This window comes from Sphingomonas sp. (assembly GCF_035490575.1).
Lineage (GTDB): Bacteria > Pseudomonadota > Alphaproteobacteria > Sphingomonadales > Sphingomonadaceae > Sphingomonas.
Genome location: NZ_DATJLI010000167.1, coordinates 16676 through 37390, shown reverse-complemented (window position 1 = coordinate 37390; position 20715 = coordinate 16676). Strand labels below are relative to the sequence as shown.

General features: G+C 66.5%; 21 protein-coding genes. 12 read left to right on the top strand and 9 right to left on the bottom strand.

Annotated elements, in window-relative coordinates:
• Nucleotides 1-46: 46 nt before the first annotated feature.
• On the bottom strand, nucleotides 47-547 hold the full coding sequence (locus tag VL973_RS12780; RefSeq protein ID WP_325284409.1) for an RNA pyrophosphohydrolase: 501 nt from the start codon (nucleotides 545-547) through the stop codon (nucleotides 47-49).
• Nucleotides 548-602: 55 nt separating this feature from the next.
• Here VL973_RS12780 and VL973_RS12775 point away from each other — a divergent pair, with 55 nt between their 5' ends.
• From VL973_RS12775 to VL973_RS12765, 3 genes are read left to right on the top strand one after another with little or no spacing between them, the layout of a single operon-like run.
• Nucleotides 603-1544: a histone deacetylase family protein gene (locus VL973_RS12775; RefSeq protein WP_325284408.1), complete on the top strand. Its 942-nt coding sequence runs from the start codon at nucleotides 603-605 to the stop codon at nucleotides 1542-1544.
• A 43-nt stretch (nucleotides 1545-1587) separates the two neighbouring features.
• Nucleotides 1588-2958, top strand: a complete 1371-nt coding sequence (locus tag VL973_RS12770) for a cryptochrome/photolyase family protein (protein WP_325284407.1) — start codon at nucleotides 1588-1590, stop codon at nucleotides 2956-2958.
• 45 nt (nucleotides 2959-3003) lie between these two features.
• Nucleotides 3004-4224, top strand: a complete 1221-nt coding sequence (locus tag VL973_RS12765; RefSeq protein ID WP_325284415.1) for a cyclopropane-fatty-acyl-phospholipid synthase family protein — start codon at nucleotides 3004-3006, stop codon at nucleotides 4222-4224.
• 126 nt (nucleotides 4225-4350) lie between these two features.
• Here VL973_RS12765 and VL973_RS12760 read toward each other — a convergent pair whose 3' ends face one another.
• Nucleotides 4351-4827, bottom strand: a complete 477-nt coding sequence (locus VL973_RS12760; protein WP_325284406.1) for a MarR family winged helix-turn-helix transcriptional regulator — start codon at nucleotides 4825-4827, stop codon at nucleotides 4351-4353.
• 151 nt (nucleotides 4828-4978) lie between these two features.
• On the opposite strand from VL973_RS12760, the gene VL973_RS12755 reads away from it, so the two are divergent.
• From VL973_RS12755 to VL973_RS12745, 3 genes are read left to right on the top strand one after another with little or no spacing between them, the layout of a single operon-like run.
• Complete coding sequence (locus tag VL973_RS12755) at nucleotides 4979-5557, top strand: DUF1285 domain-containing protein (RefSeq protein ID WP_325284405.1); 579 nt, start codon at nucleotides 4979-4981, stop codon at nucleotides 5555-5557.
• Nucleotides 5554-6144: a CoA pyrophosphatase gene (locus VL973_RS12750; RefSeq protein WP_325284404.1), complete on the top strand. Its 591-nt coding sequence runs from the start codon at nucleotides 5554-5556 to the stop codon at nucleotides 6142-6144. Before VL973_RS12755 ends, VL973_RS12750 begins: the two co-directional genes overlap by 4 nt.
• The gene (locus VL973_RS12745) at nucleotides 6141-7337 is read left to right on the top strand and encodes a CCA tRNA nucleotidyltransferase (RefSeq protein WP_325284403.1); all 1197 of its coding nucleotides are present in this window, start codon (nucleotides 6141-6143) and stop codon (nucleotides 7335-7337) included. Before VL973_RS12750 ends, VL973_RS12745 begins: the two co-directional genes overlap by 4 nt.
• Here VL973_RS12745 and VL973_RS12740 read toward each other — a convergent pair.
• On the bottom strand, nucleotides 7301-8947 hold the full coding sequence (locus VL973_RS12740) for a putative bifunctional diguanylate cyclase/phosphodiesterase (protein ID WP_325284402.1): 1647 nt from the start codon (nucleotides 8945-8947) through the stop codon (nucleotides 7301-7303). The genes VL973_RS12745 and VL973_RS12740 overlap by 37 nt on opposite strands.
• A 122-nt stretch (nucleotides 8948-9069) precedes the next feature.
• The gene (gene parC / locus VL973_RS12735; protein WP_325284401.1) at nucleotides 9070-11334 is read right to left on the bottom strand and encodes a DNA topoisomerase IV subunit A; all 2265 of its coding nucleotides are present in this window, start codon (nucleotides 11332-11334) and stop codon (nucleotides 9070-9072) included.
• An 87-nt stretch (nucleotides 11335-11421) separates the two neighbouring features.
• Between parC and VL973_RS12730 the strand changes: the two genes are divergently transcribed.
• From VL973_RS12730 to VL973_RS12715, 4 genes are all read left to right on the top strand, one after another.
• Entirely contained in the window at nucleotides 11422-12630 is a 1209-nt protein-coding gene (locus VL973_RS12730) for a hydrolase (RefSeq protein ID WP_325284400.1), read from the top strand.
• Entirely contained in the window at nucleotides 12627-13637 is a 1011-nt protein-coding gene (locus VL973_RS12725; RefSeq protein WP_325284399.1) for an arginine N-succinyltransferase, read from the top strand. Before VL973_RS12730 ends, VL973_RS12725 begins: the two co-directional genes overlap by 4 nt.
• A 2-nt stretch (nucleotides 13638-13639) precedes the next feature.
• Complete coding sequence (locus VL973_RS12720) at nucleotides 13640-14899, top strand: N-succinylarginine dihydrolase (RefSeq protein WP_325284414.1); 1260 nt, start codon at nucleotides 13640-13642, stop codon at nucleotides 14897-14899.
• A gap of 64 nt (nucleotides 14900-14963) precedes the next feature.
• Nucleotides 14964-15182 (top strand): hypothetical protein, encoded by a 219-nt coding sequence (locus tag VL973_RS12715; protein WP_325284398.1) that lies wholly within the window; start codon nucleotides 14964-14966, stop codon nucleotides 15180-15182.
• Nucleotides 15183-15185: 3 nt separating this feature from the next.
• On the opposite strand, the gene VL973_RS12710 is transcribed toward VL973_RS12715, so the two are convergent.
• Nucleotides 15186-15830, bottom strand: a complete 645-nt coding sequence (locus tag VL973_RS12710; RefSeq protein WP_325284397.1) for a glutathione S-transferase family protein — start codon at nucleotides 15828-15830, stop codon at nucleotides 15186-15188.
• Between the two features lie 23 nt (nucleotides 15831-15853).
• Entirely contained in the window at nucleotides 15854-16693 is an 840-nt protein-coding gene (locus VL973_RS12705) for a class I SAM-dependent methyltransferase (protein WP_325284396.1), read from the bottom strand.
• 330 nt (nucleotides 16694-17023) lie between these two features.
• Here VL973_RS12705 and rpsA point away from each other — a divergent pair, with 330 nt between their 5' ends.
• Both rpsA and VL973_RS12695 read left to right on the top strand, forming a co-directional pair.
• Entirely contained in the window at nucleotides 17024-18727 is a 1704-nt protein-coding gene (gene rpsA, locus VL973_RS12700) for a 30S ribosomal protein S1 (RefSeq protein WP_325284395.1), read from the top strand.
• A gap of 204 nt (nucleotides 18728-18931) precedes the next feature.
• Nucleotides 18932-19216, top strand: coding sequence for an integration host factor subunit beta (locus tag VL973_RS12695; RefSeq protein WP_325284394.1), 285 nt, complete (start codon nucleotides 18932-18934; stop codon nucleotides 19214-19216).
• A gap of 384 nt (nucleotides 19217-19600) precedes the next feature.
• Here VL973_RS12695 and rimM read toward each other — a convergent pair whose 3' ends face one another.
• The 3 genes from rimM to rpsP are packed head-to-tail and all read right to left on the bottom strand — an operon-like array spanning nucleotide 19601 to nucleotide 20711.
• Nucleotides 19601-20125 carry a ribosome maturation factor RimM gene (gene rimM / locus VL973_RS12690; RefSeq protein ID WP_325284393.1) on the bottom strand — a complete coding sequence of 175 codons (525 nt, stop codon included), beginning with the start codon at nucleotides 20123-20125 and terminating at the stop codon, nucleotides 19601-19603.
• A complete protein-coding gene (locus VL973_RS12685) occupies nucleotides 20055-20231 on the bottom strand; it encodes a hypothetical protein (RefSeq protein ID WP_325284392.1) in 177 nt (58 codons plus the stop codon). The genes rimM and VL973_RS12685 overlap by 71 nt, the downstream gene beginning before the upstream one ends.
• 54 nt (nucleotides 20232-20285) lie before the next feature.
• Nucleotides 20286-20711, bottom strand: coding sequence for a 30S ribosomal protein S16 (gene rpsP / locus VL973_RS12680; RefSeq protein ID WP_325284391.1), 426 nt, complete (start codon nucleotides 20709-20711; stop codon nucleotides 20286-20288).
• Between the last annotated feature and the right edge of the window lie 4 nt (nucleotides 20712-20715).

Sequence of the window (20715 nt, the reverse complement as noted above, 5' to 3'; positions counted from 1 at the left end):
CCGGCAAATCGCGGCGACAGAATGACGCTAGGGCAAGGCGCCCCGTTCAGCGAACCGCCCCGTCGCGCGCGGGGAGCGATTCGGCGAAGATATCGAGCAGCCGCTGATAGAGTTCGCGCTTGAACGGCACGATCATCTCGGGAAGTTCGGCCGGTTCGATCCAGCGCCACGCGCGAAACTCCGGCTCGGCGGTTTTGATGTTCACATCGCTGTCCTCGCCCAGAAAGCGGAACAGGAACCAGCGCTGGCGCTGGCCGCGCCATTTGCCCTTCCACACCTTGCCGATCAGGTCGTCGGGCAGGTCATAGGTCAGTTCCTCACCCGCCTGCGCCACCAGTTCGACCAGATGTGGGGCGATGCCCGCTTCCTCCCCCAGTTCGCGGACGGCGGCGTCGATCGGCGCCTCGCCATCGTCGATCCCCCCTTGCGGCATCTGCCACGCCTCCAGCACTGAATCGAGGCGCTGGCCGACGAACACGCGGCCGTCACGGTTGACCAGCATGACACCGGCGCAGGGGCGGTAGGGAAGATCGGCGAACGCGGACATGGGGGCACGCTCCGGACAATGGCGATGGGGAAGGTTTCGCCCTAACTAGGGGGGTGTGATCCCGATTGTCCACCACGCCGATTATGTCGCCCTCGCGCCCGCGCGCAGCGGTTATCAATGGAACAAGAACGGGTTGGTGCGCGACCTGCTGATCGACAGCGGCGCGCGGCTGGCCTGGCACACCCCCGAACCGATGCCGCGCGCGTGGCTGGAGGCCGCGCATGAGCCGGAATATGTCGCCGAAGTGATCGAGGCGCGCGTGCCGCCGGCCAAGGAACGGCGCATCGGTTTTCCCGTGACGCCGCTGGTGGCCCGGCGGGCACAGGCGGTGCCGGGCGGCACCTGGCTGGCGGCGCTGCTGGCGCTCGACCATGGCTATGCCGCCAATACCGCGGGCGGCAGCCACCATGCGCTGGCTGCGACGGGCGCCGGTTACTGCGTGTTCAACGACCTGGCCTGCGCCGCCATCCGGCTGGTGGAGGAAGGCGTGGTTGGCCGCGTGCTGATCGTCGATTGCGACGTGCATCAGGGCGACGGCACCGCGTCGCTGACGGCGGGGCGGCACGACATCGCCACCTATTCCATTCACGCTGACAAGAATTTTCCGGCGCGCAAGGCCCGCTCGACACTGGACGTGGCGCTGCCCGACGGGGTCGAGGACGCCGAATATCTCGCCACGCTGGAATCGACGCTGGCGCCGATGATCGACGGCTTCGCGCCCGACCTGATCCTGTATCAGGCGGGCGTCGACCCCTTTGCCGGCGACCGGCTGGGGCGATTGTCGCTGACGCTGGACGGACTGGCGGAGCGGGAACGGCTGATCGCGCGCCTCGCTCGTTCGCGCAGCCTGCCGGTCGCCAGCGCGCTGGGTGGCGGTTACGGGCATGATGCGACCGAGGTGGCGCAGCGCCATGTCGCGTCGATCCTGACGCTGGGCGCGGCGATGCTGGGCGATACCGCCCTTGGCCCTATCCCGGTCGCACGCGGAACGGTTTAGGGCACCGCGCGTCGCTTGCGCGTCCGCAAATCGAAAGGTCCAGATGCCCGATCCCGTCATTGTCTGGTTCCGCCGCGACCTGCGCCTGTCGGATCAGGCCTCGCTTGCTGCTGCCTGCCGTGAAGGTCCGGTCATCCCGGTCTACATCCTCGACGATGACGCGCCCAGGCATCACGCGATGGGCGGCGCGTCGCGTTGGTGGCTGCACCACAGCCTGACCAGCCTGGACGCCGATCTGCGTGACAAGGGATCGCGCCTGATCCTGCGCCGGGGCCGGTCGGATGAGGAACTCGCCCGGCTGGCCGAGGAAACGGGGGCATCGGCGGTGCATTGCATCCGCCATTACGAACCCTGGTGGCGCAATGCCGAACGGGCGGTGGCAAAGCGGCTCGACCTCAACTGTCACCACGACAATTATCTCGCGCCGCCGGGATCGGTGACGACCGGCAGCGGCAATCCGTTCAAGATATACACCCCCTTCTGGCGTGCGCTGAAAAACCATATGCCGCCACCCGAACCCCACCCCCGCCCGCGCGACATACCAGTGCCCGGCAGATGGCCCGCGTCGGACAGACTGGCCGACTGGGCCTTGCTGCCCACGCGCCCCAACTGGGCCGGGGGGTTCGAGGATTGGGAACCCGGCGAGGCGGGCGCGAAGAAACGGCTGGAGGCATTTCGCCGCCACGCCGACGCGTATGAGGCGGAGCGCAACCTTCCCTCGATCGAGGGAAGCTCGCGCCTGTCGCCCCACCTGCATTTCGGCGAGTTGTCGGCGGCGCAGGCATGGCACCGCACCGCCTATGTCGGGGGATCGGTCGCAACGTTCCTGGGCGAGCTGGGCTGGCGCGACTATGCCCAGAACGTCATCCTGCAATACCCCGCCTACGCCACGGAAAACGCGCGCGACGCGTTCGACAAGCTGAATTGGCGCAGCGGCAAGGGGGTCGCGGACGAACTGCGTGCATGGCAGCAGGGGCGCACCGGCTATCCGATCGTCGATGCCGGGATGCGGCAGTTGTGGGCGACCGGCTGGATGCACAACCGGGTGCGGATGATTACGGCCAGCTTCCTCATCAAGCACCTGCTGATCGACTGGCGAGAGGGAGAGCGCTGGTTCTGGGACTGTCTGGTCGATGCCGATTACGCATCGAACGCGGTCAACTGGCAGTGGACGGCGGGGTCCGGCATCGATTCGAACATGTTCGTCCGCATCATGGCGCCGCTCACCCAGTCGGAAAAGTTCGACGCCGCCGATTACATTCGCCACTGGGTGCCCGAATTGCGCGATGTGGACGACGCGGCGATCCATGACCCGGAGGAAGCCGGGTGCCGCCCGCGCGATTATCCCTGCAAGATCATCGGCCACCGGGAAGCGCGCGCCCGCGCGCTGGAGGCGGCCAAGGCGATGAAGTGATTGCCATTTTGGATCGCGATGCCAAAGGAGGCGCCGATGACGGAAATGGCGCGCAATCGCGGACGACGCACGGGTGAAGTCAGGGCAGGCATCCTCGCCATGTTCGACCGGCTGTTCGTGCGGCTGCTCGACCGGATCGACCGGGGGCTGGCGACGGGATCGCTAGACGCGACGCTGCCCGGCGGCGCGCGGCGGCGTCTGGGCGGGCGGGCACCCGGTGCGGCGGCGGTGGTGGACCTGCGTTCCTGGCGGGCGCTGTATCGGCTGGCGACCGGAGGATCGGCGGGCTGGTATGAGGCATGGGCGGCGGGCGAATGGGCCAGCCCCGATCCCGTGGCGCTGTTCGAACTGTTCGTCGCCAATCGCGCGGGGCTGGGCGACACGGCGCGGGCGCGGCCATGGTCGCGCCTTGCCCGGCGACTGGCGCATCTGGCGCGGCGCAACGACCCCGACGGATCGCGGGCGAACATCGCCTATCACTATGACCTCGGCAATGACTTCTATGCCGCATGGCTGGATCCCACGCTGACCTATTCCAGCGCGCTCTTTGCCGAAGCCGGTGAGCCGCTGGCGCGCGCGCAGTACCGCAAGCTGTCGGCCATTCTCGATCGCACCGCGACCCGGCCCGGCGAGCGGATATTGGAAATCGGCTGCGGCTGGGGTTCGTTCGCGCGCATCGCCAGCGACGGCGGGCGGCAGGTCCACGGCCTGACGTTGTCGACCGAGCAGGCGGCGCATGTGAACGCGCTGTCACTACCGGGCGTCGACGTGTCGCTGACCGATTATCGCGATGCGACCGGCACTTATGACGCGGTCGCCAGCATCGAAATGGTGGAAGCGGTAGGACAGGCTTATTGGCCTGCTTATCTCGCCACCGTTGCGCGCGTGCTGAAACCGGGTGGGCGCGCGGCGATCCAGTATATCGCCATCGACGACGCGATTTTCGACGCCTATGCCCGCAACGTCGATTTCATCCAGCAATATGTCTTTCCCGGCGGCCTGTTGCTCTCCGAAAGCCGGTTTCGCGCGATCGCCGGGCGTCAGGGGCTGGAATGGCATGACCGGGTGGCTTTCGGCCTCGATTATGCCGAGACGCTGAACCGCTGGCGCCGCGCGTTCGACCGTGCCGATGCCGAGGGGCGGCTGCCCGCCGATCTCGACACCGCGTTTCGCGATCTGTGGCGTTATTATCTGATGTATTGCGAGGGCGGCTTTCGCGGCGGCGGCATCACCGTCGCGCAAGTGACGCTGGTGAAACCGGCCTAGCCCGCCGCCTCCGCCCGCAGCCGATGCTGGTGCAACAGCGGCTCGGTATAAACGGGTCGGTTCATCGTGCCTGGGGAGGACGCGGCCGATACTGCACGCCGCGCCGCCGCGATCAAGTTCCAATGGCTATTCGGCAGGAACACCCGGTCGCTCCTTCGACCGCGGCGCCAGACTGGCGACCGCCTGTTCCAGCCGCACGAGCATGTCGTTCAGCTGCTCGCGCTCCTTGCTGTCGAACCCTGCAAACAGCGCGCGTTCCATCTCCAGCGCCTTGGGCGCCACCACGTCGTAAAGCGCGCGACCCGATTCGGTCAGGTTCAGCACGCGCGATCGCTGGTCGCCGGGGTTCGGCACACGTTCGACCAGGCCCCGTTCGGCCAGTGCAATGGCGGCGCGACTGACCGTCACCTTGTCCATTTGGGTTCGCATTCCCAGCGCCTGCTGGGTCAGCCCCTTGCCCTCCGCCAGCACACAGACCAGCCGCCATTCGGGCACGCGCAGCCCGAACATGGATTGATAGATTGTCGCGATCGCGGTCGACACCACGTTGGAAGCAATCGACAGGCGATACGGCAGAAAAGCGTCGAGATTCAGCACCGTCAAAAAGGCTCTCCCCCCTCCCAGAAGTGAGTCGTTCGACGTGCATAACGCGGCGCAAACCCTTTTGTCGAACAAGTTGACCTTTACTGCCCATCCCGTTTCGACGCGTTCCCGCTTGCCAATCGCGCATCGCCGACCCTAACGCGATCCGATCATGCCGATGCCAACGCAACCTGACCTGTCCAGCCTGTCCCTTGCCGACATTGCCCGCCTTGCCGAACAAAACAAGCTGCCGCCCGTCGACAAATGGAACCCCGATCATTGCGGGGACAGCGAAATGCGGATCGCGCGCGACGGCACCTGGTTTCACCAGGGCAGCGCGATCGGGCGGCAGGAAATGGTGCGGCTGTTCTCCACCATCCTGCGGCGTGAGCCGGATGGCGGCTATGTACTGGTCACGCCGGTGGAGAAACTCGATATCGAGGTTGAGGACGCGCCCTTTACCGCCGTTGAAATGAAGGTCGAGGGTGCCGGCGATGCCGCGCGAATCGCGTTCCGGCTGAATACCGGCGATCTCATCACCGCCGGTTCCAGCCACCCCTTGCGCTTCGCCGCGTCTGACGATGGGCCGCGCCCCTATCTGCTGGTGCGCGGCGGGCTGGAGGCGCTGGTCGCGCGTGCGGTCTATTACGAACTGGCCGATCTGGCGCTGTCGAACGGCAGCGCGCCCGCTGGCCTTTGGAGCGACGGCGCCTTCTTCCCGATCGCGGGCGACGACGCGGTTGCGGCGTGACGCTGGCCGAAAGGCTGGCGGCGGCACTCGCCCGCGCGCCCGCCGGTGACGAACCGCTGATCCCCGGCGACCCGATTTTCGATCATGTCGGCGACCCCACTCCGGCGGCGGTGTTGGTGGCGATCACCGACCGGGCCGACCCCGGCGTGCTGCTGACGCGCCGCACCGACAGCCTGTCGCGCCATGCCGGTCAGGTCGCCTTTCCCGGCGGCCGCATCGACCCCACCGACGCCGACGCGATCGACGCCGCCCTGCGCGAGGCGGAAGAGGAAATCGCCCTGCCTCGCCATGCGGTCGAAGTGGTCGGCATTGCCGACCCCTATCGCACGATCACCGGCTTTTCGGTGACGCCGGTGCTGGCGGTCGTGCCGCCCGACCTTGCGCTGGTCCCCGCCCCGCATGAGGTCGCCGACATTTTTGAACCGCCGCTGTCCTTTCTGCTCGACCCCGCCAGCCGCGAATGGCGTGACATGGCGTGGCAGGGCCAGACGCGACGCGTGATGGAACTGAACTGGCAGGGCCAGCGCATCTGGGGCGCGACGGCGGCGATGATCGTCAACCTGTCGCGCCGGCTGGCCAGCCTGTGACGATCGAAGACGCGCCCTGGACTGGTCGAGCGGGATTCGCAGCGCTGATCGCGGCGCTGGGCGGCGCGGAACAGGCACGCATCGTCGGCGGCGCGGTGCGCGACACGCTGCTGGGGATCGACGTCGCCGACATCGACCTGGCGACACGGCTTGCGCCCGCAACCGTGCTCGCCCAACTGGAAGCCGCCGGCATCCGCGCGGTGCCAACCGGGCTGGCGCATGGCACGATCACTGCCGTCCTGCCATCCGGGCCGGTCGAGGTGACGACCTTGCGTCGCGACGTGTCGACCGACGGACGGCACGCGACCATCGCCTTTACCGACGACTGGCGCGAGGATGCGGCACGGCGCGATTTCACGATGAACGCGCTCTATGCCGACCCCGCGACGGGCGCGGTGTTCGACTATTTCGGCGGGCTGGACGATCTGGCGGCGCGACGCGTGCGCTTCATCGGGGATCCGCTCAAGCGCATTGCCGAGGATCATCTTCGCATCCTGCGCTTCTTCCGCTTCATGGCGCGGTTCGGCGATCAGGCCGATGCCGACGGGCTGGCGGCCTGCGCCGCGCGGGCACGCGACCTGATGGCATTGTCGCGGGAGCGGATCGCCGACGAACTGCTCAAACTGCTGATCGTGCGCGACGCGGTGCGCGTCGTGGCGCTGATGGTGGAACGCGGCATCCTGTTGCCCGTCCTGCCCGAAATCGAGGCCGATGGCGTCGAACGGCTGAAACGCCTTGCCGATGACGAGCAGGCGGGCGGCATCGCCGCGCACGCCATTCGCCGGCTGGCCGCCCTGCTCCCCGCCGATCCCGGCATCGCCCATGATATCGGCGCACGGCTGAGGCTGTCGAACGCGCAGCGCAAGCGGCTGGAGAGTGCGGCGATGCCCGATCGCGGCGACGATCCGCGCGCGCTCGCCTATCGCATCGGCGTGGATGCCGCGACCGACCGGCTGTTGCTGGCGGGACGCTCGGCCGCGGCGCTGGACGGCTGGACGCCCCCTCGCCTGCCGATCACGGGCGGTGCGCTGGTCGCGCGCGGCGTGTCAAAAGGGCCGCTGGTCGCCGCCACGCTGAAACGCATCGAGGATGCATGGGTGGCGGAGGGCTTTCCAGACGAAGCGCGCCTGTCAGCGATGGTCGACGAGGCCGTGGCTCAGACGTTGACCGACGACAGCAGCCCGAACGCCTGATCGGCGGGCAGCGGCCGGGCATAGAGATAACCCTGACCATAGCCGCAACCGAGCGCCGTCAACGTCTGCGCCAGTTCCGGCGTCTCAATTCCTTCCGCCGTGGTCTTCATGCCCAGCGCCTGCGCCAGACCCAGGATCGCGCGCACGATCGCCACCTTGTCGCGATCGGCCAGCATCCCCGACACGAAACTGCGATCGATCTTGAGCACGTCGATCGGCAGGCGCTGAAGATAGGCGAGGTTCGAATAGCCCGTGCCGAAATCGTCCATCGCCAGCGTCGTGCCGAGTTCCTTGAGCGCATGGATCGTGTTCGACACGCCGTCGGGATCGGCGACGATCGCGCTTTCGGTCAATTCCAGCGTCAGGCGGCGTCCGTCCAGTCCGTGCGTGGCCAGCGCCTGCCCGACCATGTTCGCCACCTGATCGCGCTGTAGCTGGATCGCCGACAGGTTGACCGCGACATTAACGCCGCAGCAACCGCCCGCCGCGCGGTCCCATTCGGCCAGCGTGCGCGCCGCCTCACCCATTGCCCAGCGGCCAAGCGGGACAATCAGCCCGGCTTCCTCGGCGACGGGAATGAAATCGCTGGGCGGCACCGAGACGCCGCACTCGTTCGTCCAGCGCGACAACGCCTCGAACGAAGTGATGCGCCCCGTCGACAGGTCGCAGATCGGCTGGAGGTGAAGCTCCAACTCGCCTGCATCGATCGCGCGGCGCAATTCGGTTTCGATGCTGAACTTCGCGCGGGCGAGATCGAAGGCCCGCGTCTGGTAAATCTCGACGCGTCCGCTCTTCTTCGACCGTTTGACCGCGAACTGGGCGTGGCGGATTAGTTCCTCCGCCTCTCCCCGTTCGTCGGCGCCCAGCGCGATGCCGATCGAGCAATCGACGCGGATCTCGAAATCGGACAGGCGGAACGGCGTGGCAAGCGCGTTTTCCAATCGGCGGGCCAGTTGCAGGACTTCGGCCGCGCCTTCCTCGATCGCCATCAGGATCGCGAACTCGTCGCCACCAACGCGTGCGATGGTGTCACGGGCGCGCAACGCCCCTTTCAACCGCCGCGCGACCGAAATCAGCAATTCGTCGCCCGCCAGGCCGCCCATGCACGCATTGACGCGGCTGAACCGGTCGAGATTGATCGCCAGCACGGCATAGCTGTCGCGCGCGCGGTTGGCGATCGCGCTTTCCAGCTGGTCGGCAAAGCCCGCGCGGTTCGGCAAGCCCGTCAGGCTGTCGGTCATCATCTCGCGCCGCAGACTATGTTCGGTGCGGAACTGCCCGGTCTGGTCGATCAGTGTCAGCAGGCAGCGATGATCCTGCCCCGGCACCGGCGGGCGGGCCAGCCGGACGCTGAAATAACGGCAATCGACGCTGTCGCCGAATTGCCAGTCGAACTCGGAAATCCGCTCGCCGCTGTCCAGAAAGGCGATGATGCGCGCGCCCAGCAACCGGACCAGCGGGGATTGTGCCGCGACGACGCCCAGTCCGGCGCTGCGAAATCCGCGATTGACCGCTTCGAACGCCAGACCCGCTCCCGTGTCGCTTATGATCGCGGCCGGTATGGGCAACAGGTCGAGCAGCAGGGCGCTCGCCTGCGGACCCGCCGTCAAGCAATCACCGCTCAACCAGCGACCCAGCGAATCCGGCGCAGCAAGGGTTTCGACCGTTTGCATCACTGACGACCTACACCGCGATTGGTTAAGACCCCCTTGAGATCGCAGCCGTCCGTTGACTATTCGAAACGATTATTTCGCGGGAAGCCCGTCGGCGGTGTCCGCCCGGCGGCGCCGCGCGCCGCGCGCCATGGCGACAGGTCGGCTTCGGTTCGCACGCGACCCTGTTCGCCCCCCATCGCCCAGCTCAACCCGTCGGCAAAGCGGAACGTCCGCGCATCGGCCAGTCCGCCATCGCGGAACCGCTGGAGCTGCACGCCCTGCCCCCGCGACAATTCGGCGACTTCACTGATGGGAAAGACGACCAGCTTGCGGTTGTCGCCGGCGGCGGCAACATAATCGTCGCCCGCCTCGATCCGCCGCACGACTTTCAAGGCGGCGCCCGCACGCGGTGTCACGACCTGCTTGCCCTTGCGCGTTTCGGCCAGCACATCGGCCTCGCGCACGATGAAGCCGCGTCCGTCGCTGGCGGCGACCAGCAGCCGCGCATCGGCGCCCAGGGCGCGGATCACGGTGACGATGCCCGCCCCGCCGTCCAGGTCGACCATCAGGCTGATCGGCTCGCCAAAGCCGCGCCCGCCGGGCAGCTTGTCGGCGCCCAGTGTATAGAAACGGCCGCTTTCGGTCGCGACGACCAGCTTGTCGGTGGTCTGCGCGTGAAAGGCGAAACGCGCACCGTCGCCCTCGCGGAACTTCATCGCTTCGGTCGATGCCAGATCGACATGCCCCTTCATCGCGCGGATCCAGCCGCGTTGCGAGACGATGACCGTCACCGGTTCGCGCTCGATCATCGCCTCCAGCGGGATGTCGCGTGCGGGGGCGGCTTCCTCGACCGTCGTGCGCCGCGCGCCCAGGGGGGTTTCCGGACCATAGCGGTCGCGAACCTTTTTCAGGTCGCGCTTCAGCCGGGTGCGCTGCTTGCCCTCGCTGGCCAGCAGCGCCTGCAATTCGCCCTGTTCCTTGTCGAGTGCATCCCGCTCGCGCCGCAGCTCCATTTCCTCAAGCCGGCGGAGTGAACGCAGCCGCATGTTCAGGATCGCCTCTGCCTGACGATCGGTCAGCTCGAATTCGGCGATCATCACCGGCTTCGGTTCATCCTCAGTGCGGATGATCTCGATCACGCGGTTCAGGTTAAGGAACGCGATGATATAGCCGCCCAGCAACTCGATCCGGTCGGCGATCTTGTCCAGCCGGTGCTGCGACCGGCGGCGCAGGACGATGAACTGATGATCGACCCACGCCGACAATGCGTCGCGCAGGCTCATCACGCGCGGCGTGCGCTGATGGTCGAGGACGTTCAGATTCAGCGGCACGCGCGTTTCCAGATCGGTCAGCCGGAACAGCCCGTCCATCAACGTGCCGGGATCGACGGTGCGCGCGCGCGGTTCAAGAACGATTCGGATTTCGGCATCCGATTCGTCGCGGACATCGGCCAGGATCGGAAACTTCTTGTCGTTGATCAGCGCGGCGATCGCCTCGATCAACTTGCCCTTCTGCACGCCGTAGGGGATTTCGGTGATGATGGCGTTCCAGCCGCCGCCCTTTTCCCGTTCGATCACGTGCCGCGCGCGAACGCGAAAGCCGCCGCGACCGGTAACATAGGATTCGGTGATCGACGCAGGACTGTCGACGACGATACCGCCGGTCGGAAAATCCGGTCCCTTCACATGACCGAGCACGGCCGCATCATCAGCCTGTGGCTGGTCGATCAGCATGATGGCGGCGTCAATCAGTTCGGCGGCGTTGTGCGGCGGGATGCTGGTCGCCATGCCGACCGCGATGCCCGCGGCGCCGTTCGCCAGCAAATTGGGGAACATGCCGGGGAACAGCTCCGGCTCCTGCTCCTCGCCATTATAGGTCGGGCGATAATCGACCGCGTCCTCGTCCAGCCCGGACATCAGGTCGATCGCGACCTGCGTCAGCCGTGCTTCGGTATAGCGATAAGCAGCGGCGTTATCGCCGTCGATATTCCCGAAATTGCCTTGCCCGTCGACCAGCGGATATCGAAGCGCGAACGTCTGCGCCAACCGCACCATCGCGTCATAGACCGACTGGTCGCCATGCGGGTGATATTTGCCGATCACGTCGCCGACGACGCGCGCACATTTCTTGTATCCGCTGGCGGGGTCCAGTTTCAGCAGGCGCATCGCCCAGAGCAGGCGGCGATGCACCGGCTTCAACCCGTCGCGAACGTCGGGCAGCGAGCGCGCGGTGATCGTCGACATCGCATAGACGAGGTAACGCTCGCTCAGCGCGCTGTCGAAGGGCGCGTCGAGGATGCCGATGGGTGGATTGTCGAGGGGGTCGTTCACGTCGCTGGCCATCGCCGTGCTGGCTAGCAGAGGCGAAGCGCCGATGCCAGCGAGCCGCCGGGGGTGACGGCGCGATCCCGGCACGCTAACCCCATCGGCATGGAGAGACTGACAGGACACGAACGCGCCGCCGTCGAGCATGTCGCCGGCGCGCCGATGCGCGAGCAGGTTCAGGCGTGGTGTGCGATTAATTCCGGCACGCGCAACATCGCCGGCGTGACCGCGATGGGCGCGACGCTGGCCGGTGCCTTTTCCGCGCTGCCCGGCGACATCGCAATGGTCGAGCCTTCCCCGGTCGAGGCGGTGGAGTCCGATGGCCGCATCGTCGCCATCGAGCATGGCTGCCACCTGCACCTGACCGTTCGGCCCGACGCGCCGGTCCAGATGCTGTTTACCGGCCATATGGACACGGTTTACGGCGTCGACCACCCGTTCCAGTCGATGACGATCCGGCCCGATGGCGCGATCAATGCGCCGGGCGCGGCGGACATGAAGGGGGGGCTGGCGCTGATGCTGGCCGCCCTTCGCGCGGTGGAGGCCAGCCCGGTCGCTCAGCGGATCGGCTATGAAGTCGTCATCAATTCGGATGAGGAAACCGGCTCCTTCGCGTCCGCCGCGCTGCTGACGCGGGCCGCGCGGGGCAAGGTGGCGGCGCTGACCTACGAACCCGCACTGGCGGACGGCACGCTGGCCGGCGCACGCGGCGGCACGGGCAATTTCGCGCTGGTCGTCACCGGGCGCAGCGCCCATGCCGGGCGCAACCCGCATGAAGGGCGCAACGCCATCGTCGCCGCCGCCGACCTGGCGCTGCGCCTGTCGCGCGCGGGGCGTGAGGGGTTGAGCGTCAATCCGGCCCGGATCGAGGGCGGCGGGCCGAACAATGTCGTGCCCAATCATGCCGTGCTGCGCGTCAACTTCCGCCCCCGCGATGCCGCTGCGATTGCCGAGGCTCAGGCCGCGCTCGACACTGCCATCCGCGATGTCGCCGCCGCGCACGATGTCCGCATCGACGCGCATGGCAGCTTCAATCGCCCGCCAAAGCCGATCGACGCGGGCGCCGAGCGCCTGTTTGCTCTGGTGCGCGACGTGGGCGCCGATCTGGGCCTGCCCATCGCGTGGCAGTTTTCGGGCGGGGTCTGCGACGGCAACAATATTGCCGCATGCGGCGTGCCGGTGATCGACACGATGGGCGCGCGCGGCGGTGCCATTCATTCGTGCGAGGAGTTCCTTATCCCCGAAAGCCTGCCGGAACGTGCAGCCCTGTCGGCGCTGACCATCCTGCGTATCGCCGAGCGGGGCCGCCCATGACCTTCCGCATCCGCGCCGCGCGCGACGAGGACCTGCAACCGCTGTATGAAATGGCAAAGCTGACCGGCGGCGGCTTCACCAATCTGCCCCCCGACAAGCCAGCGCTTCGCGCCAAGCTGGAGCGTAGTGACGAGGCGTTCGCGCGCACCGACGACATTCTGCGCGATGACCTGTTCGTGCTGGTGCTGGAAAACGCCGCGACGGGCGACGTGCGCGGCACCTGTCAGATTTTCACGCAGGTGGGACAGCGCTGGCCCTTCTACAGCTATCGCATCGGCACCATCACCAAGCGCAGCGAGGAACTGGGGCGCACATTTCGCTCCGAAATCCTTAACCTGGCCAATGATCTTGAAGGGTCGAGCGAGGTCGGCGGCCTGTTCCTGCATCCCGGTGAGCGCGCCGGAGGCTTGGGCATGTTACTGGCGCGCAGCCGATACCTGTTCATCGCCATGCACCGCGCGCGCTTTGCCGACCGCATCCTGGCCGAATTGCGCGGCGTGATCGATGAGAAGGGCGGCTCGCCCTTCTGGGACGGCGTGGCGGGCCGTTTTTTCGGCATGAACTTTCAGGATGCCGACCAGTTCAATGCCACGCACGGCAATCAGTTCATCGCCGACCTGATGCCCAAGCACGCCATCTATATCGCGATGCTGACCGAAACGGCACGCGCCGCCATCGGCCTGCCACATCCCAGCGGTCGCGCGGCGATGCGGATGCTGGAGGGTGAGGGTTTCCGCCACGACGGCTATATCGACATCTTCGACGGCGGGCCGACCATGACCGCGCGGACCGATACCGTGAAAAGCATCCGCGATGCCCGCCGCGCCACCGTCGCGTCGCTGGCCGAAGGCGGTGAGGCGCGGCTGGTCGCCAGCGGGCGGCTGGGCGATTTCCGCTGCGCGTTCGGCAAGGTCGGGGACGGCGACGATGGCGTCACGCTCGACCCCGATTGCGCCGCGCTGCTCGGCGTCGAAGTCGGCGGCACCGTGCTGCACGTGGAGCGATGAGCATGGCGCTGGTCGAGATCAATTTCGACGGTCTGATCGGGCCGAGCCATAATTATGCGGGTCTCAGCCCCGGCAATCTTGCCGCGACGCGGAGTGCCGGTGCCGTGTCCGAACCGCGCGCCGCCGCGTTGCAGGGCATCGACAAGATGCGCGCGAACCTGAAACTCGGGCTGACACAGGGCATCTTCATGCCGCTCGCACGCCCCGACCATCGCTGGCTGGCGAGCCTGTCGACCGATTATGCCGACGCGCCGATGCATCTGAAGGCACAGGCGCTGTCGGCGTCCGCGATGTGGGCCGCCAACGCCGCCACCGTATCTCCCGCGCCCGATACCGCCGATGGCCGATGCCATCTGACGGTCGCGAACCTCGTCACCATGCCGCATCGCAGTCACGAATGGCCCGGCACGCTGGCGCAGCTTCGCATGGCTTTTGCCGATCCGGCGGCGTTCGTCGTGCACGGCCCGGTCCCGCCCCCGTTCGGGGACGAAGGCGCGGCCAACCACATGCGCCTGTGCCCCGCGCACGATGCGCCGGGCATCGAAGTGTTCGTCTATGGCGTCTCTGGCGGCCCCTTTCCCGCGCGTCAGCATCGCGATGCCAGCGAAGCGATTGCCCGCGCGCATGGACTCAACCCAGACCGCACTTTGTTCGTCCAGCAATCCGAAGCTGCAATCGCGGCGGGTGCGTTCCATAACGACGTGGTGGCGGTCGCGAATGAGCGCGTGCTGTTCGCCCACGAACATGCCTTTGCCGACCGCGACGCCTTTTTCGCCGAGCTGTCGCGGCTGATGCCGGAAGTCGAGATTGTCGAGGTGCCCGCCGCCCGCGTTAGCCTGTCCGACGCCATCGCCTCATACCTGTTCAACGCCCAGCTGGTGACGCCGCCCGACGGCCAGCCGACGCTGATCGTGCCGACCGAGGCGCGAGACAATGCGGCGGTATGGAGTTGGCTTGAAGATCACCTGGCCGGAAACGGTGCCATCCGGCGTGTTGAGGTTGTCGATGTGCGCCAGTCGATGGCCAATGGCGGCGGTCCCGCGTGTCTGCGACTGCGCGTCGTGGCCGACCCCACGACGATCGACCCCCGCTTTATGGTCGACGCCGCCCGGCTCGACCGGATCGCCGCGATTGTTGAGCGCCACTGGCCCGAACGCATCGCGGCGGACGCGATCGGCGACCCCGCGCTGATCGCACAGGCCGAACAGGCCCGCCGCGCGCTGCTGGAGGCAGAGGGTCTTGTCGGGTTAATTAACACTTAACCCTTATGATCTCGCAGAAATGGCGGTTTTGCGCGGCTGGTATGGGTTTTGCGTATCCCCGCCCATGTTCCAGCGCATCAAACGCCTGTTCGTCATCAAGACCAAGTTCGAGGCGTTCGTCGTCATCTATGGCCTGGGCGTCGGCGCGGTCGAACGCGGGATGCAATACCTGCATGACTATCCAGGCATCGGTGGCAAATTGCTGTTCGCGATTTGCCCGATCGCGGTGTTCATGGCGGGCGGGCGCATCCTCGATTCGGTCGAACACGATTATGCCGATTGAGCCTTACGCGAACGCATAGGGACCGCCCGCCTTCAACGCCGCCTGATAGGCAGGGCGCGCATGAACCTTTTCCAGCCACGCGATGGTGGCAGGGCGCGAACGGTCCAGCCCGCCGCGGCTGCGCGCAGCTTCGACCGGAAAGCTCATCATCACGTCCGCCGCGCTGAACGCCTCGCCCGCGAACCACGGGCGGCTGGCCAGTTCCGCCTCGATGAAATCCAGATGCACGTCGATCATCGGCTGGATGCGCTTCATCGCGACCTTGCCCAGCAACGGCACCTTGCTCAACACCAGCTTGACCAGCAAGGGCGGCATCACCGACCCTTCGGCATAATGCAGGAAGAAACGATAGCGCAGCACATCCGCGCGCCGTGCGGGCGTGCCCAAGCGACCGTCGCATTTCTCGACCAGATATTCGACGATCGCGCCGGTCTCCGCGATCACCGCGCGGTCGCCGCCGGCGGCGGACGTGTCCTCGATCACGGGTGATTTGCCCAGCGGATGCACGCGCTTCAATTCGGGCGGCGCCAGCATCGTCACCTTGTCGCGCTCGTAACGCCGCACTTCATACGGCAGCGCCAGTTCCTCAAGCAGCCACAGCACGCGCTGCGAGCGCGAGTTTTCCAGATGATGGACGATGATCGTCATGTCGGCCCCTTGTTCTTGGTCGGTCAGTCGGGATTGCGCGCGGTCCAGATCCAGGCGGTCGCCGGAAAGGAAACGATTCCGTCGATCAGCCGATCCGCCAGGAAATGTTCAAGTCGTTCGAGCAACTCGGTGCGGCGCTCCGGCGGTGCCGCCACAAGCTCCGGCGCGGCGGGGCCGATGCGCCGCAGTAGCGCCACGGCCTCGACAACGGCGTCCGGCCCCTGCCCCGCGATATAGCGATAATCGACCGGCTTCGCCTCGATCGCGGCCCATCCCGCACGCGACAGGATGCGGGCCACCTCGTCATGGTTTGCAAAGGCGAACGGTCCCGGCCCGCCCGCCTGCCCACCGACCGCGGCTGACGCGCCGATGCCAAGCACGGCGATCGGCTCCGTCGCCCATGGATTGGCGGCCCGCTCGCGAAAACAGGAAAAGGTGATCGCACCGCCCGGCCGCAGGCGTCCGCGCAGTCGCGCCATGGCCGCGACCGGATCGGCGAAAAACATCACGCCGTGGCGGGACACGATCCGGTCGAAACCGCCCTCGCCGGACGCCGACGCGTCCCCGACCCGAAATTGCGGGCGCCGGCCGGCAAGGGCCGCCGCCCGCTGGCGAGCGACCTCGATCAGGTTTTCGGACAGGTCGATGCCGGTGATGGCACTTTCCGGCCGCGCCGCCTGCACCGCCAGCGATGTGCCGCCGGCACCACATCCCACGTCCAGCACCGCCGCATCGGCATACAGCCCCGCCAGCGCCGCTTCGAGCAAATGCGGGTCAAGCGCCGCGAAACTGCGATCGGTGCGCGCCCATTCGGCCGCCCAGGCCGCACCGGTTCGCGACTGCCAGTCGGCGGCGCCGGTCATGCGCGAACGTCGCTCGATGGATCGGTTTCCATATCGCCGATCTAGTCGCCGCACGCCTGCCGCACAATTGCCCGATCTTGCACTTTTGCCCCGACCCCGTTATGCGCGCGACCATCCGACGAGTGGGTGCTCGGCGGTGGAGCGGCGCGGGCGTGAAGCCTTGCGCCCCTTTCGCGTTTTTCCGAACGTCGATCGTGAACCCTCTGCCTGCCTTGCCCCTGTTTGTTGGATGCCGCGCCGGCATGGGGTCGTCGCGGCATTCTGGCCCAAAGACCGCCGGATACAACCGGCTGGCCGGAAAACGTTAAAGACCGAGGAAAACGCTCTTTTATGGCTACCAACCCAACCCGCGACGATTTCGCCGCGATGCTCGACGACATGTTCGGCGGCGCCGACAGTTTTGAAGGCCGCGTCGTTCATGGCACCGTTACCGCCATCGAAAACGACCTGGCCGTCATCGACGTCGGCCTGAAGTCCGAAGGCCGCGTGCCGCTGCGCGAATTCGCCGCCCCCGGCCAGAAGGCCGAACTGAAGGTCGGTGACGAAGTCGAAGTCTATGTCGACCGCGTCGAGAATTCGCAGGGCGAGGCGATGCTGTCGCGCGACCGCGCCCGCCGCGAAGCCGCCTGGGACAAGCTGGAACTCGAATTCTCGCTGGGCAACCGCGTCGAGGGCATCATCTTCGGCCGCGTCAAGGGTGGCTTCACCGTCGACCTGTCGGGCGCTGTCGCGTTCCTGCCGGGTTCACAGGTCGATATCCGCCCCGTGCGCGATGTCACTCCGCTGATGGACCTGCCGCAGCCGTTCCAGATCCTGAAGATGGACCGCAAGCGCGGCAACATCGTCGTGTCGCGCCGCGCCGTTCTGGAAGAAACCCGCGCCGAACAGCGTTCGGGCCTGATCCAGTCGCTGGCCGAGGGGCAGATCATCGACGGCGTCGTCAAGAACATCACCGATTACGGCGCGTTCGTGGATCTGGGCGGTATCGACGGCCTGCTGCACGTCACCGACCTCAGCTACAAGCGCGTCGGCCATCCGTCGGAAATGCTGAACATCGGTGACACGGTGAAGGTGCAGATCATCCGCATCAACCGCGACACGCAGCGCATCTCGCTCGGCATGAAGCAGCTTGAGAGCGATCCGTGGGATGGCGCGGGCGCCAAATATCCGATCGGCGCCAAGCTGTCGGGCCGCGTGACCAACATCACCGAATATGGTGCCTTCGTCGAACTGGAAGCCGGCATCGAGGGCCTGGTCCACGTCTCCGAAATGAGCTGGACCAAGAAGAACGTCCATCCAGGCAAGATCGTCAGCACGTCGCAGGAAGTCGAAGTGGTCGTGCTCGAGGTCGATGAGGACAAGCGCCGCATCTCGCTGGGTCTCAAGCAGGCGCAGCAGAATCCGTGGGAGCGCTTCGCCGAGCAGCACCCGGTCGGCAGCGAAGTCGAGGGCGAAGTCAAGAACGCCACCGAATTCGGCCTGTTCATCGGCCTGGACGGCGATGTCGACGGCATGGTCCACATGTCGGACATCGCATGGGGCATCTCGGGCGAAGACGCGCTGGCGCTGCATCGCAAGGGCGAGATGGTCAAGGCCATCGTGCTGGCCGTCGAAGCCGACAAGGAGCGTATCTCGCTCGGCATGAAGCAGCTTGAGCGTGGCGCACCCGTCGCGGGTGCCGCTGCGACCGGCGGCCGTGTCAACAAGAACGAGATCGTCACTGTCACCGTCCTCGAAGTCCGCGACGCAGGTCTTGAGGTTCAGACCGGCGACGATGGCGCGACCGGCTTCATCAAGCGCACCGACCTTGGCCGCGACCGCGACGAACAGCGTCCCGAGCGTTTCCAGGTCGGCCAGAAGTTCGACGCAATGGTGACGGGCTTCGATCGTTCGAAGAAGCCAACCTTCTCGATCAAGGCGATGCAGATCGCCGAAGAGAAGCAGGCGGTTGCACAATATGGCTCGTCCGACTCTGGCGCGTCGTTGGGCGACATTCTGGGCGAAGCGCTCAAGGCGCGTGGCGACAAGGGCTAAGTCGCGACAAACCGATGCGAAATGGGGGGTGGGCGCGCAATCGCCCGCCCCTTTTTTTCACCCTAAAGAGTTATCAATCAGAGACAAGGCGCCCCTACTAACGCATTGATGGAGATTAGCCCTTTTTGCTAGGAACAGGTTTCCAGGATTCGTGTTTTCATATCGGCGGACGGGGCGCCGATATCCTTCGGGGGTAATTTTCGCATGATCCGTTCGGAACTTGTGCAACTTCTGGTCCGCGACAATCCCGACCTTTCGGTTCGTGATGTCGAGCGGATCGTGAATGTCTTTTTCGATGAAATCGTCGCACGCCTGTCCGGTGACGGCCGCGTCGAGCTGCGCGGCTTCGGCGCCTTTTCAACCCGCGCGCGCGACGCGCGCACCGGGCGCAACCCGCGCACTGGTGAAACCGTGTCGGTCGAGGCCAAGCGCGTTCCCTATTTCAAACCGGGCAAGGAAATGCGCGTCCGCCTGAACGTCGGCGAGTGATCCGAACCGCTTGGCGCGAGCACATCGCCCGCTTATAGGGTGCGGGCGACAAGCGGGCGTGGCGGAACTGGTAGACGCAACGGACTTGACGTGAAACTGAGTGCGCCCGGCGGAAACGCGGGACGTAGAACTGCTCAAAGTCGGGGAACCCTGTAAAATGGCGATCCCGAGCCAAGCCCGTGCGGCATGCCGTGCGGGAAGGTGTAGAGACTAGACGGGCAGCACCTGCACCCCGGTTCGGGGCATGGTGAAGGGATAGTCCAGACCCCAAACGCGCCGCCACCCGGCCGCGCGGCGGCGAAAGCCGTAGCAGGTAAGAAAATCCGTAGGGCCGAACGGCTCGTGGGGGTTCGATTCCCCCCGCCCGCACCAGCAACCGGACGGTCAGTCGACGAAAGCGTCGGCGACCGTCAGCGTGGTTTCATCCCAGTGCGGAACCGCCTGCGCCGTCAGCGGCACCATGAAACGGCGTCCGTCAGGACGTTCGATCTCCACCAGGTCGCTGGCGCCATAATTCTCGACCGCCACCGTGCGGCCCAGCACGTCGCCGCTTTCGCTGCGCGCCGACAGCCCCAGTAGATCAACATGATAATATTCGCCGATTGCCAGCGCCGGCAGGCTGGAACGCGGGACGGTCAGCGCGGTGCCGCGCAATGCCTCGGCCGCGTTCCGGTCGCTGACGCCTTCGAACCGTGCGATGGTATCGCGCAGCGATTGCAACCTGAGCGCCCCGTGATTGAACACCGAATGCGCTGAAAGGCCATCGGCGAAAATCTTGAGCCGAACCTCGCCGCGCACGCCATGCGCGCCCGCGACCACCGCCAGCGTGACGGGCCGGTCAGGTCCCGTCGGCGGGCTTGTCGATGTCGCGGTGTCCGGGCGAGTCGACGCCGCCGCCAGGGGTATCATCGCCCCCTTCGGCGGGCTTTTGGCTCGACTTGCCCGTGGGGTTGGTGGCGGTTTTACCGGGTTCGTCACGCTCGCCGGTCTCGTAATCTTGAGGGTCGTTCGCCATCATGCGCTCCTTCTGGCGTTAAGCCGGATGAACGCATGACGGCGAACAAGTGCCTCACGCCTCGGTCGTTTCTTCGGGGACGGCTGCTTCGGCGGGCGCTTCCTCGGCCGGCGCATTGGCGGCTGCTTCGGCTTCCTGCTGCGCCTTCAGCTTCTCAGCCTTTTCTTCGGCGCGCTCGGTGGCCTTCTCGCCCGGCTTGGCCTTGTTCGGGTTGCTGCGTGCGGCGCGCTCCTTGATGCCGGCGGCATCAAGGAAACGGAGCACGCGGTCGGTCGGCTGTGCGCCGACGCCCAGCCAATGCTTGGCGCGATCGGCGTCGAGCTTGACGCGCTCATCCGAATCCTTGGCGAGAAGCGGGTTATAGGTGCCGATCTTCTCGATGAACTTGCCGTCGCGCGGGCTGCGGGCATCGGCCACGACAATCCGGTAATAGGGCCGCTTCTTCGAGCCGCCACGCGACAGACGCATACTGAGTGCCATTTGT

Excerpts from the sequence above, each read along its gene's own strand:
- VL973_RS12780 (WP_325284409.1), bottom strand. The coding sequence starts at position 547 with ATGTCCGCGTTCGCCGATCTTCCCTACCGCCCCTGCGCCGGTGTCATG.
- VL973_RS12770 (WP_325284407.1), top strand. The coding sequence starts at position 1,588 with ATGCCCGATCCCGTCATTGTCTGGTTCCGCCGCGACCTGCGCCTGTCG.
- VL973_RS12765 (WP_325284415.1), top strand. The coding sequence starts at position 3,004 with ATGGCGCGCAATCGCGGACGACGCACGGGTGAAGTCAGGGCAGGCATC.
- VL973_RS12755 (WP_325284405.1), top strand. The coding sequence starts at position 4,979 with ATGCCGATGCCAACGCAACCTGACCTGTCCAGCCTGTCCCTTGCCGAC.
- parC (WP_325284401.1), bottom strand. The coding sequence starts at position 11,334 with ATGGCCAGCGACGTGAACGACCCCCTCGACAATCCACCCATCGGCATC.
- VL973_RS12730 (WP_325284400.1), top strand. The coding sequence starts at position 11,422 with ATGGAGAGACTGACAGGACACGAACGCGCCGCCGTCGAGCATGTCGCC.
- VL973_RS12725 (WP_325284399.1), top strand. The coding sequence starts at position 12,627 with ATGACCTTCCGCATCCGCGCCGCGCGCGACGAGGACCTGCAACCGCTG.
- VL973_RS12720 (WP_325284414.1), top strand. The coding sequence starts at position 13,640 with ATGGCGCTGGTCGAGATCAATTTCGACGGTCTGATCGGGCCGAGCCAT.
- VL973_RS12715 (WP_325284398.1), top strand. The coding sequence starts at position 14,964 with ATGTTCCAGCGCATCAAACGCCTGTTCGTCATCAAGACCAAGTTCGAG.
- VL973_RS12710 (WP_325284397.1), bottom strand. The coding sequence starts at position 15,830 with ATGACGATCATCGTCCATCATCTGGAAAACTCGCGCTCGCAGCGCGTG.
- VL973_RS12705 (WP_325284396.1), bottom strand. The coding sequence starts at position 16,693 with ATGACCGGCGCCGCCGACTGGCAGTCGCGAACCGGTGCGGCCTGGGCG.
- rpsA (WP_325284395.1), top strand. The coding sequence starts at position 17,024 with ATGGCTACCAACCCAACCCGCGACGATTTCGCCGCGATGCTCGACGAC.
- VL973_RS12695 (WP_325284394.1), top strand. The coding sequence starts at position 18,932 with ATGATCCGTTCGGAACTTGTGCAACTTCTGGTCCGCGACAATCCCGAC.
- rimM (WP_325284393.1), bottom strand. The coding sequence starts at position 20,125 with ATGATACCCCTGGCGGCGGCGTCGACTCGCCCGGACACCGCGACATCG.
- VL973_RS12685 (WP_325284392.1), bottom strand. The coding sequence starts at position 20,231 with ATGGCGAACGACCCTCAAGATTACGAGACCGGCGAGCGTGACGAACCC.
- rpsP (WP_325284391.1), bottom strand. The coding sequence starts at position 20,711 with ATGGCACTCAGTATGCGTCTGTCGCGTGGCGGCTCGAAGAAGCGGCCC.